Below are 11,277 nucleotides of genomic sequence, written 5' to 3' on the forward strand. Positions count from 1 at the left end.
ACCGATGGCCACGCTTGCCGCACACCAGCCGACCGAAACCTTGCCTGCCCATTGGACCGAGGGCAATCCCGATGCGGACGCGCTCGCGCATATCCCGGGCGAGAAGGGCTGGCCGCTGGTCGGCAACACTTTCAGGATGCTCGCCGATCCGCATGGCATGGCCAAAGCGATGGTCGAGAAATACGGCAAGGTCTACAAGAACCGCGCCTTCGGCGGCTGGAACGTCGCGCTGATCGGCGCCGATGCCAACGAACTCGTGCTGTTCGACCGCGAGAAGCTGTTTTCCTCGGAACAGGGCTGGGGTCCGATCCTCGACCAGCTCTTCCCGCGCGGGCTGATGCTGATGGATTTCGACCATCACCGCGCCGATCGCCGCGCGCTGTCGATCGCCTTCAAGCCGGGTCCGATGCGGCACTATGCCGACGCGCTCAACCGCGGAATCGCCCGGCAGGTGGAGCAATGGGGGGCGGGCGAGATGCGCTTCTATCCCGCGATCAAGGCACTGACTCTCGATCTCGCCGCCGACAGCTTCATCGGCATCCCCTGGGGCCCCGAGGCGGACCAGATCAACCGCGCCTTCGTCGACATGGTCCAGGCCAGCGTCGCCCCGGTGCGCAAGCCGCTGCCCTTCACCCAGATGAAGAAGGGCGTCGACGGGCGCGCTTTCCTGGTCGATTATTTCACGCAGGAAACGCACCGCCGCCGCGCCGAGGGCGGGGGGCAGGACATGTTCAGCCAGTTCGCCACCGCCGAATATGACGATGGCAGCCTGATGCCGGTCGACGAGGTGGTCGATCACATGAACTTCCTGATGATGGCGGCGCACGACACCATCACCTCCTCCGCGACCTCGCTGCTGTGGCTGCTCGCCAAGCATCCCGAATGGCAGCAGAAGTTGCGCGACGAGGTCGAGGCGGTGACCGGCGGCGCCGATGCACAGGGCAAGCCGCGCGATCTCGCCTATGAGGATCTCGGCAGGCTCGATCTCACCGAAATGGCCTTCAAGGAGGCTTTGCGCTTCATCCCGCCGGTGCCTTCGATGCCGCGCCGCGCGCTGCGCGACTTCGAATTCGGCGGCTATCGCATCCCCGCGGGCACGCCGGTCGGGATCAACATCCACTGGACCCACCACAGCGACGAATACTGGGACGAGCCCGAAAAATTCGATCCGCTGCGCTTCACCCCCGACAAGGTGAAGGCGCGGCACAAATATGCCTGGGTGCCCTTCGGCGGCGGCGCGCATATGTGCCTCGGGCTGCACTTCGCCTACATGCAGGTGAAGATCCTGATGGCGCAGCTCCTGCCGCGCTACCGCGTCGAACTGGTCGATGGCGATCCCGAATGGCAGGCCTGGCCGATCCCCAAGCCCAGGGACGGGCTCAAGATCGCGCTCAAGCCGCTCTAGAAAGCCCGAACCGAAGGTGAGGCAAGGCCGACCGGCCGCCCGAGCCTATGCGAGGAAGCCAAGCCGCACGGATGTGCGGCGCCCGGCGTTTGAGGGCGCAAACAGGACTCGCTCAGAAATCGACCGCGATGCCGTCCCTGACCCAGTCGCCGTAGCGGGTCGGGCTGAGTTCCTCCTCGTCCTCGCCCTGCTTCGGCTCGGGCGGAGGGTCGTTCGTCCAGTGCGAAGGCTTGTCGAAGCCCTGGGGGCGTTTGGTCGCGCGCTCGGTCATGCAGGCAAGATGATGGTGCTGGCGGCTTTGCGCAAGGGCGGGTAAGGCGCGCGGCCAATGGCCCAACCCCAAGGTATCCACGCGCGCCGCGCGGCGCTGCGCCTGCTCGATGCGGTCCTGCGTCGTGGCGAGACGCTCGACATCGCCTTCGCCGCCGCGACCAAGGACGTGCGCAAGTTCGAGGACAAGGCGCTCGCCCGCGCCATCGCCAGCGAGGTGCTGCGCTGGCTGACCGATCTCGACGCGCTGATCGACAGCGCAACGAAGAAACCGCTGCCGGGCGACGCCAAGGCGCGGCAGGTGCTGCGGATGATGCTGGCGCAATGGCTGCGGCTCGGCACGCCGCCGCATGCGGTGGTCGCGACCGGGCTCGACCTGCTGGCGGGCGGTCCGCGCCGACTGGCGCATGGGGTCTTCTCGACTTTGACGAAGCGCGAGGTTGCGCTGCCCGAAGTGCCGAGACTGCCGGCCGAAGTCGCCGCGCGCTGGGGCGATCGTGCTCCGGCGATCGCTGCGGGTCTGGCCGAACCGCCCCCGCTCGACCTCACCCTGCGCGATCCCGCCGAGACCGAACACTGGCAGGTCCAGCTTTCCGCCGACAGCCTGATGCCGGGCCACCTGCGCCTTGCGCGCGGCGCGAATGTCGAGGCGCTGCCCGGCTTCGCCGACGGCGCTTGGTGGGTGCAGGACCTCGCCGCCTCGCTGCCCGCGCGGCTGCTGGGGCAGGGAGAGGGAGGCCACGTGCTTGACCTCTGCGCCGCACCCGGCGGCAAGACGCTGCAACTCGCAGCGCAGGGCTGGCAAGTCACCGCGCTCGACATCTCCAAGCGCCGGCTCGACCTGCTGAAGGCCAATCTCAAGCGCACCGGGTTGAAGGCGGGCGCCGTGCGCGCCGACGCTCTCAAATGGGAGCCGAAACACCAGTTCGACGCGATCCTGCTTGATGCGCCGTGCACCGCCACGGGCACCGCGCGCCGCCATCCCGATGTGCTCCACCGGATCGGTGCGCGGCAGATCGAGGAGATGGCCGAGCTGCAGGCCGAGCTGCTCGACCGCGCGCAGGGCTGGCTGAAGCCGGGCGGCACGCTGGTCTATGCGACCTGCTCGCTCGAACGCGCGGAGGGGGAGGAGCAGGCCGCTGCCATCGGCCTGCCCCTCGCGCCGATCCTGCCCGAAGAGCTGCCGCAGGGCCTCGCGCCCGCGCCCGAAGGCTGGCTGCGCACCGACCCCGGCATGCTTGCCGAGCACGGCGGGCTAGACGGCTTCTTCATCGCGCGCTGGCGCGGCGGCGCCTGACTATTCGGCGAGGAATGCCCGGACCTGCGCAACGAAGAAATCGGGGTCGGTCATCAGCAGATAGTGCGGTGCGGTCTCGCTGCTGGCCAGCTCGATCTCGCCCGCCGCGCGCAGCCGATCGACATAGGCCTTCGCGCCATCATGCGCGGTCTTGGGATCGAGTTTGCCGTGCAGCACCAGCGTGGGCGGAATGCTCTCCGGCAATTGTCCGAGCTCGGGCCCGGCCTCGTAGGTCGGGAAACCACCCGGCAGCAGGTGGCGGGGCAGCGGGCTGGTGAACAGCAATCCCGCTTCCTCGCTGTCGATCGTTTCGGCGGTGAGGGCGGGCCGGCGGTTGTTCTCCGAGCCGCTGATCAGGCTGACCAGCGGGATCGACGATCCGAACTGCGGATAGGGCGCGAATCGCGCCTGAACCTTGGCGAGCTGTGCCTGTGCATGATCGAGCCACGCGGTGTCGCCCGCGCGCAGCCCCGCGATCACGAAGGGGAGCGCGGCGCGCGTTTCGGGAAAGTCGAGCATGGTCGACAGCAGGTATTTGGGCTTGGGCCCGAGAGGCTTCGACAGCTCCGGATTCGCGAGCAGTTCTTCGAGAGCCTGTTCGACCGGGCGGTCGAAATAGCGGCTGCAGTCCGCGCGCGCGTCGCATCCTCGGAGCACCTGCCGCCCCACGGCATCGGTGACCTGCGACCGTCGGCTGAGATCGTGACGCTCGTCGTCATCCGCCGGAACCAGCGAATCGAGAATCACTCCGTCGAGACCGGCGGGCGCGGCGACAGTCAGCGTCCGCAGGACCAGCTGGGTGCCGTAGGATACGCCGTAGAGATAGGTCCGATCGCCCGTACCCAGTCGCTCCATCAGCAGCTCGATGTCGTGCGCGGCATTGGTGATGCTGAAGGACTGCGTGCGCTCTGGATCGGCATGCATCGCGCCGATGCAGCTGCCCCATTCGGCGCCCTCCAGCGCCGTGCCGCCGGCGCTTTCGGCGCTTTCCTCATTCGGGCAGAGGCGGGTGGAAAAGCCGGTGCCGCGATGGTCGGGGATTATCAAGTCGAAGCCCGGAGCGGCAGCGCGCAGCGTGTCGATGAATGGGTAGAAGGAGGCGCCCGATTCACCGGGACTGCCAGCGATCAGCCACAGCTCGCCCTGGGAGGTGCCGCGTGCGGGGAATTTGCGCACGAACAGCTCGATGTCGCCCTTAGCCGGTGCCGCATGATCGAGCGGGCTTGCGACACGCGCGCATTGCGTCTCGGCCAGCGCGGGGAGGGAGGCGCCTTCGGCGCAGGGGACGAATTTCCCTTCGCTGGTCGTCGGCGCCATCTGCGCCTGCGCCGTGTGGGGCAGGGCGAGAGCGGCAAAGGTAACGATGGCGCGCGAAAATGCTGGCAATTCAATCTCCTGCAGGAAGCGTATGGATCGATACCGGGCAGTCGGGCGGCCGGAAATCAAGGGCGGGATCGACGATCCTTCAAGTCACCACGACGAGCGGCTAGGTGTCGGCGATACGGTATTCGATCCGCGTGCAGTCTCGGCCTGACTGACGCAATTGCATCGAGACGAAGTCGTTCTCGCCACCTGTCCGTTCGATCTCGAACGGCACACCCAGTTCGACATAGCGGTCGAAGCGCATCTCGGCTTGGGTCACGCGGAAGGGCGCGCCGCCGCGCAGCAGGCTGACGAATTGCCGCGCGACTTCGGCGAGGTGCGCCGAGTTTACATGGTCGCCCGAGCCGTCGAGCCAGGGATGGGCGGGGGGCATGGCATTGGCCGCGTCGAGCAGGCCGATCGCCCGGCCGTGGTCGAGCGGGCCGAGGAAGGCGAATTCGCCTGTATCCAGGCCGAGCTCTTCGGGATTGGCATAGGCGAAACCGGCCGAGGCGACCTTTGCCGACGCCTCCTTCGCCTCGCTTCTCCACTTTTCGAAATCGCGCGTGCGAAACACCACGCCGCGCCCGTCGAGGCGGCAGACGAGCGCATCCTCTGCGTCGTAGAGATGGACCGAGAAGCTCTCCTTCCCTTCGATCCGGACGCGCTCGTATCGGCCATGCGCCATGCGGCCGACCGCCGGATCGCCGCAGGCCCAGCGGGTCCAGGTCAGCGCGGACCATTTGTCCGGGTCCCAGCCGCCCAGCGCGGTGGCGCTTTCGACGCTCAGCCAGTAGCTCGCGGCCTGGATCGCGCCGGGATGGTGCGGGCCGATCGCGGTCCACGGCCACGCCTGCGGGTCCTGCGAACAGGCGAAGACGACCGTGCCGTCCGCGTCGACGACATGGTCGTGAGTGAAGTGCTTGCCATATGCTCGCGGCATGCGCGCGAGAATTGCAGAGCAAGCGCTTTCCTACAATGGCACCGCCGTGCCATGGTCGCGCCATGCCGCATGGTCGATCCGCCAGTCCGCAGCCCCTCCCTCAAGGGGCGGCGTGCGGGCCCGGCACTTTTTCCGCATTGGACCGTGTAACAGGCGGTCCATGTGGATGGACTGTCGAGGGGAAATCCTTCCCCTCTCCTGCACCGGCGGAAGCCGAATCAGGCGTCGTCCTTGAGGTATTTCTGGAAGCTCTTGCGCAGCTTCATCAGCTTTGGTGGGATGACCGCGAGGCAGTAGGGATTGCGCTGGCCTTCCCCCTCCCAATACTCCTGGTGGTAGTCCTCGGCCGGGTACCATTCGCCGCTTTCGACGGTGGTCACCGCTTCCTGGCCGGGGTGTTCGTCGTTCCAGCGCGCGATGGCGGCGCGGGCTTCCTCTTCCTGCCCTTCGAGCGGGAAGATCGCGCTACGGTATTGTGTGCCGACGTCGTTGCCCTGACGATTGAGCTGGGTCGGATCGTGCGTGCCCATGAAGACATCATAGAGCTGGGCGAGGCTGATCTTCGCGTCGTCGAAGGTGACGCGCACCCCCTCCGCATGACCGGTGTCGCCGGTGCAGACCTCCTTGTAGGTCGGGTCTGCCTTGTGCCCGCCGATATAGCCGCTCTCGACGCCGTCGACGCCGATCACGTCCTTCATCACCGCTTCGGTGCACCAGAAGCACCCGCCCGCGACGATCGCCTGCTGTTTAGCCATGTCACTCGATCTCCTTTGCGAGGAACAGATAGGGAGCCGCTTCGTCCTTGTCATGCGTGCCCGCGCAACTATTGCTGTCAGGGTACAAACAGGGGAGAAATCAATGCGTAGATCGATTGCCGCCGCGCTGGCTGGCGCAACGCTCGCCACCATGGCCACGCCCGCTCTCGCGCAGGAGGGCAATTCGACCCGCCAGGTGCTCGGCCGTATTCTGGATGTGATTCTCGGACCCGACGAACAGGCGCAGCCCGACGATGCAGCGGCGCCCATCGTCGCCCCGGTGTCCATGGACCAGGCGCTCGCCGCCCCGGCCCGCAACGAGGACCGGGCGCGCGACGAGTGGCGTCACCCGGCCGAAACGCTTGGCTTCTTCCGGGTTCAGCCGGGCCAGACCGTGGTCGACTACATGCCGGCGAGCGGCTGGTACACGCGTGTACTGGTCCCCTATCTCGGCTCGCAGGGTCTCTACATCGGGCTCACCCCCGACCCCGCTGCCGCGGATGGAGAGCGATTCGAGACCTATTTCGCCGGGCTTCCGGGCAAGTTCCGCGAAGCTGCGCCCGGCTGGGGTCTGACCGGCGCGCCGATGGCGGTTTACGCATCGCAGGACCTGCCCGAGGAACTGGACGGCCAGGTCGATCGCGTGCTGATCTTCCGCGAGATGCACAATCTCCTGCGCTCCGGAGTGCTTTACACCGAACTCTCGCGGATCCGCGGCCTCCTCAAGCCCGACGGGATGGTCGGCATCGTCCAGCATCGCGCCAAGGAGAGTGCTCCTGCCGACTACACTCTGGGCGGGAACGGGTATCTGCGCGAAACCGACGTGGTCGCGCTGATGCGCGCGCACGGGTTCGAACTCGTCGACAGCAGCGCGATCAACGCCAATCCGCGCGATCCGGCGAACTGGGAAGGCGGCGTATGGGTCATGCCTCCCGGGTTGAGCGGCGACGATGCCGTTGATGCGCAGACCCGCGATCTGGGCGAATCCGACCGGATGACGCTGCTGTTCCGCAAGCGCTAGCCCGTCAGCCGGCGTTCATGCCCAAACGAGCATTCCCTCGATGTAACACTATCACATCACGGGAATGCTCGATGAAACCTGCCTATCTCCTTCTCGCAGCGCCGCTCGCACTCGCCGCCTGCGCCGAGCGTGCCGACGAGGCGCGCGGGGTCGATCACGGCGAGACGCTGCTCTCGGTGAGCGCCAGTGGACAGGCCGAAAGCCGCCCCGATCGCGCCCAGTTCCAGGCGGGGGTGGAAACCTGGGCCCGCTCGGCCAGGGAAGCGAGCAAGGCCAACCAGGACAAGATCGCCGAGATCGTTGCGGCGCTGCGCGAACTGGGCGTCGAGGAGAAGGATATCCAGACCCGCGCGGTCAATGTTCAGCGGATCAACTGGGGCGACCGCAAGGGTCAGTTCCAGGCGGGCAATGTGGTCGAGGTAACGATGCGCGATCCGGCGAAGGCGGGCGATGCGGTGACCGCGGTCACCGAAGCGGGGGCCAATATCGTATCGGGCCCGAACCTGTCGATGACCGATCCCGAGGCGACCGCCAACCTCGCCTATGCCGACGCCTACAAGGCGGCACGCAAGCGGGCCGAGGCCTATGCCGAAGCCGCGGGAATGGAAGTGAGCCGGGTGCTCTATATCCGCGATGCCGGGGGGCAGCAGGGCCAGACCTGGCTGCGCGGCGCCGATGCGATGAACGAAAGCGCGGCGATCCGGACGCAGGCCGTGGCGCCGCCTCCGCCTCCCGTCAGCATGCCGATGCCCGAGCAGGGCTCGTCCTCGATGATGGTCGGGACTACGCGCAGCGACGTCTATATCCAGGTGGACTTCGCCCTGCGGGAGAAATAGTGCGGAGCGCATGAGAGACCTGACCGTAGCCGTTCTGCAGCTGTCGCTCGCCCGCAAGGAGGCGGCGGATAATATCGCCGCGGTTTCCGCGCTCGTCGAAGAGGCCGCCGGGAAGGGTGCGCAAGTCATCCTGCCACCCGAGCTGTTCGCGGGCGAATATTTCTGCCGCGAGGAGGAGGAAGACCTCTTCGCGCTCGCCCACCCGACCGCGGAGAGCCCGAGCGTGCGCGCCATGCAGGACCTCGCGAAGAAGCTCGGCGTGGCGATCCCCACCAGCTTCTTCGAGCGCGACGGGCACCATTACTACAACACGCTGGCCATGGTCGGGCCCGACGGCGAACTGATGGGCACCTATCGCAAGAGCCATATCCCCGACGGTCCGGGTTATGAGGAAAAGTACTATTTCCGTCCCGGCAACGACGGGTTCAAGGTGTGGGACGTCTTCGGTGCGCGCATCGGCGTCGGCATCTGCTGGGACCAGTGGTATCCCGAATGCGCACGGGTTATGGCGTTGAAGGGCGCCGAGGTACTGTTCTACCCGACCGCGATCGGGTCGGAGCCCTATGACGCCGATCTCGATACCAGCCGCATGTGGCGCCGCGCGATGATCGGCCATGCGGTGTCGAACTGCATGCCCGTCTGCGCCGCCAACCGGATCGGCCATGAAGGCCCCGCCGACCGGCAGCAGAGCTTCTACGGGCACAGCTTCATCTCGGACGAGTGGGGCGACCTGACCGAGGAATTCGGCGCCTCGGACAGCGGCGTCCTGGTCGCGACGCTCGATCTCGATCGCGCGGCCAAGCACCGCGCGGGAATGGGCTTCTTCCGCGATCGCCGACCGCAACTCTACGGACGCATCAGCGAGGATATCTGAGCTTGGGCGGGGGCATCGATCAGGACCAGCTCGACGCCCTCTTCACCGCTGCGCTCGAGGCGGGGATCGCCCGCATCGAGAAGGACGGGACCTTCTTCCCGCTGCTGTTCGAGCTGCGCGTGACCGGCTCGATCCAGAATGTCGCCGTCCTCGAGAGCGGGCCCATCGATGGCCGACAGACAGTGCTCGACCGGTTCGCCGAGGTGCTGCGGTCGCGCATCGCCGAAGGGCTGGTCGCCGCCGCCGCCATAGTGGTCCATCGCCACGCCGAAGACATGGTCGAAGTGCAGCTGCGCGCAGCCAACTACTCGGCCAATGTCTTTGCGCCCTACGGGCTGGCAACCAGAGGTTTCCTGGCGCGCAAGCGTCAGCTTTCGCTGGGGGCCTTCGTCGTCCGGCCGGCGCCCAACGAGGTCTTCTAGCCTCCGGCGAGGTCCTTGAGCACGATGCTCCAGTGGTCGAGCCCGGCATAGAAGGCATCGACGCGCATGCGCTCGTTGAGCCCGTGGGCGAAGATGTCCTGCGAGCGGCTGGCCCCCGCGCCTATGGCGATGGTGTCATAGCCCAGTGCCCGGTAGTGCATGCCGTCGGTCCCGCCCGATGACATCGTCGGGACCATCGGAATGGGCTTGCCGAACCGCGCGGCCAGCGACTTGGCGAGCGCATCGCGGACCTCGTCGGGGAAGCTGCTCATCGCGCTTTCGGTCGCCTCGGCGCGTTGCGTCACGCTGATCGCCCCATTGCCGATCGCCTGTTCGAGCGCGGCCTTGACCGATGCCACGCCTTCGCCGGGGAAGACGCGGCAATTGACCGTCGCGCCGGCCGATTGCGGCAGAGCGTTCTCGGCGTGCCCGGCCTTCAGCATCGTTGCGACGCAGGTCGTCCGCAGCGTGCCGACGAAGCCCGGATCGGCGCTGATCGTCGCAATCGCCGCGGCGTCGGAGGGATCGGCGGCGAAGGTGCGCATGGCGGCACCCAGTGCGCCGGGAATGCTCTGCCCCATGGCGGCGAAATAGCTGCGCGTCAGCTCGCTCTCGCGGACGGGAAACTGCAAGTCCGAGATCCGCGTCAGTGCGGCGGCAAGATCGTAGATCGCATTGTCGGGCCGCGGACGCGAGGAATGGCCGCCCGGATTGGTCGCAGTGATGTCGAAGGTGACATAGGTCTTCTCGGCCAGCTGGACCTGCTGCGCGATGGGCGAGAAATCGTCGGCGAGCCCGATCCCGCCCGCGTCCGAATTGAGAACATAGGCCGGGTCGACATTCTCGGCGACCCACTTGGCCTGCGCGCGGGTGGAGATCATCCCGGTCTCCTCGTCGCCCGAAAAGGCCAGGTAGAGATCGCGATTGGGAACCCAGCCTTCTTCCTTCAGCCGGATGAAGGTGCCGGTGAGATTGGCGACGCCGTATTTGTTGTCCTGCGTCCCGCGACCGAAGAAATAGCCGTCCTCCTCGACCAGTGTGAAGGGATCGCGCTCCCAGTCCTCGGGCAGCGCGTCGACCACATCCATATGCGCGAGCAGGACGATCGGCTTTTCTCCGGAGGAGCCGTCGCCGCGATAGCGCACGATCAGCCCCTGCGTGGCATTGCCATTGCTGTCGTAGTCGGTGACCATGAGGTCTTCCGCGGCAAAGCCGGCCTCGGCGAGCCGACCCTTGAGATAGGCGACCTCGTCGTCGACCTGATCGTGACCTGCGGCGCTGCGGAAGGCGATGATAGTGCGATAGATGTCGCGGACACGCTGCTCATGCGCGGTGAGTTGACGCGCGCCGGTATCCTGCGCCGCAGCCTGTCCCGCCATCGCCAGCGCGCCCGCCAGCAGAATTGCCCTCACCTTCATGTCCCGCCGCTCCCGATTGGCTGTTTGTCGCGCGGAGGCTAGGGCGGGGCCATGACCGAGGCAAGCGCGCATCGCTACCTGATTGCATTGGGCTCCAACCAGCGGCTGCCGGGCGTGGGGCGCCCGCGCGCCGTGCTCGATGCGGCGGTCGCAGCGCTCGCCGAAGGAGGGTGGCAAGTCGAGGCGGTTTCGCGCTGGATCGAGAGCAGGCCGCTCGGCCCATCCTTGCGCCGCTATGCCAATGGCGCGGCGCTGATCGCCGGCGATCTCGACCCGCCCGAGGCGCTGGAAAGCCTGCAGGCGATCGAGCGATCCTTCGGCCGCGAGCGACGGGGGCAGCGCTGGCGTTCGCGCACGCTCGATCTCGACATCGTGCTGTGGAGCGGCGGCGCATGGCACTCGCCCGATCTGGCGATCCCGCATCCGGCGTTTCGCGAGCGCCGCTTCGTGCTCGGGCCCGCGGAGCAAATCGTCCCGCAATGGCGCGATCCGGTGACCCGACTGACTGTCCGCCAGCTGTCATGGCGGGCGGACCCGTGCGCATGACGGGATAGCTGCAACAGCTGCTTGACCACCCGCGACAGCGCCCCTAGGTGGCACGCCGTGGTCGGGCCGTTAGCTCAGTCGGTAGAGCAACTGACTTTTAATCAGTAGGTCGCTGGTTCGAACCCAGC

Annotated in this window: 12 protein-coding genes; 7 read left to right on the forward strand and 5 right to left on the reverse strand. The window is 67.0% G+C overall.

Features of this window, described 5'->3' with window-relative positions; all coding sequences use genetic code 11:
* Nucleotides 1-4: 4 nt before the first annotated feature.
* A complete protein-coding gene (locus ACN4E0_RS07430; protein WP_419566876.1) occupies nt 5-1,405 on the forward strand; it encodes a cytochrome P450 in 1,401 nt (466 codons plus the stop codon).
* A 112-nt stretch (nt 1,406-1,517) separates the two neighbouring features.
* On the opposite strand, the gene ACN4E0_RS07435 is transcribed toward ACN4E0_RS07430, so the two are convergent.
* Nucleotides 1,518-1,676, reverse strand: a complete 159-nt coding sequence (locus tag ACN4E0_RS07435; RefSeq protein ID WP_419566877.1) for a DUF1674 domain-containing protein — start codon at nt 1,674-1,676, stop codon at nt 1,518-1,520.
* 57 nt (nt 1,677-1,733) lie between these two features.
* Between ACN4E0_RS07435 and ACN4E0_RS07440 the strand changes: the two genes are divergently transcribed.
* Nucleotides 1,734-2,972 carry an RsmB/NOP family class I SAM-dependent RNA methyltransferase gene (locus ACN4E0_RS07440; RefSeq protein ID WP_419566878.1) on the forward strand — a complete coding sequence of 413 codons (1,239 nt, stop codon included), beginning with the start codon at nt 1,734-1,736 and terminating at the stop codon, nt 2,970-2,972.
* Here the strand turns inward: ACN4E0_RS07440 and ACN4E0_RS07445 are convergent, their stop codons facing one another.
* The 3 genes from ACN4E0_RS07445 to msrA all read right to left on the reverse strand — a co-directional run bounded on the left by ACN4E0_RS07445 (nt 2,973) and on the right by msrA (nt 6,032).
* Nucleotides 2,973-4,358: an alpha/beta fold hydrolase gene (locus tag ACN4E0_RS07445; RefSeq protein ID WP_419566879.1), complete on the reverse strand. Its 1,386-nt coding sequence runs from the start codon at nt 4,356-4,358 to the stop codon at nt 2,973-2,975.
* 100 nt (nt 4,359-4,458) lie between these two features.
* Nucleotides 4,459-5,277: a hypothetical protein gene (locus tag ACN4E0_RS07450; RefSeq protein ID WP_419566880.1), complete on the reverse strand. Its 819-nt coding sequence runs from the start codon at nt 5,275-5,277 to the stop codon at nt 4,459-4,461.
* Nucleotides 5,278-5,495: 218 nt separating this feature from the next.
* Nucleotides 5,496-6,032 carry a peptide-methionine (S)-S-oxide reductase MsrA gene (gene msrA, locus ACN4E0_RS07455; protein WP_419566881.1) on the reverse strand — a complete coding sequence of 179 codons (537 nt, stop codon included), beginning with the start codon at nt 6,030-6,032 and terminating at the stop codon, nt 5,496-5,498.
* A 103-nt stretch (nt 6,033-6,135) separates the two neighbouring features.
* On the opposite strand from msrA, the gene ACN4E0_RS07460 reads away from it, so the two are divergent.
* From ACN4E0_RS07460 to ACN4E0_RS07475, 4 genes are all read left to right on the forward strand, one after another.
* Nucleotides 6,136-7,053: a class I SAM-dependent methyltransferase gene (locus tag ACN4E0_RS07460; protein WP_419566882.1), complete on the forward strand. Its 918-nt coding sequence runs from the start codon at nt 6,136-6,138 to the stop codon at nt 7,051-7,053.
* A gap of 71 nt (nt 7,054-7,124) precedes the next feature.
* Nucleotides 7,125-7,889: an SIMPL domain-containing protein gene (locus tag ACN4E0_RS07465; RefSeq protein WP_419566883.1), complete on the forward strand. Its 765-nt coding sequence runs from the start codon at nt 7,125-7,127 to the stop codon at nt 7,887-7,889.
* A 10-nt stretch (nt 7,890-7,899) separates the two neighbouring features.
* On the forward strand, nt 7,900-8,763 hold the full coding sequence (gene aguB / locus ACN4E0_RS07470) for an N-carbamoylputrescine amidase (RefSeq protein ID WP_419566884.1): 864 nt from the start codon (nt 7,900-7,902) through the stop codon (nt 8,761-8,763).
* Between the two features lie 2 nt (nt 8,764-8,765).
* The gene (locus ACN4E0_RS07475) at nt 8,766-9,185 is read left to right on the forward strand and encodes a hypothetical protein (RefSeq protein ID WP_419566885.1); all 420 of its coding nucleotides are present in this window, start codon (nt 8,766-8,768) and stop codon (nt 9,183-9,185) included.
* Here ACN4E0_RS07475 and ACN4E0_RS07480 read toward each other — a convergent pair.
* Nucleotides 9,182-10,603 (reverse strand): M20/M25/M40 family metallo-hydrolase, encoded by a 1,422-nt coding sequence (locus ACN4E0_RS07480; protein ID WP_419566886.1) that lies wholly within the window; start codon nt 10,601-10,603, stop codon nt 9,182-9,184. The two genes, ACN4E0_RS07475 and ACN4E0_RS07480, sit on opposite strands and share 4 nt — an antisense overlap.
* A 51-nt stretch (nt 10,604-10,654) precedes the next feature.
* Here ACN4E0_RS07480 and folK point away from each other — a divergent pair, with 51 nt between their 5' ends.
* Entirely contained in the window at nt 10,655-11,149 is a 495-nt protein-coding gene (folK, locus tag ACN4E0_RS07485; protein ID WP_419566887.1) for a 2-amino-4-hydroxy-6-hydroxymethyldihydropteridine diphosphokinase, read from the forward strand.
* Nucleotides 11,150-11,277 lie beyond the last annotated feature (128 nt).

Source organism: Qipengyuania sp. (assembly GCF_048550555.1).
Lineage (GTDB): Bacteria > Pseudomonadota > Alphaproteobacteria > Sphingomonadales > Sphingomonadaceae > Qipengyuania.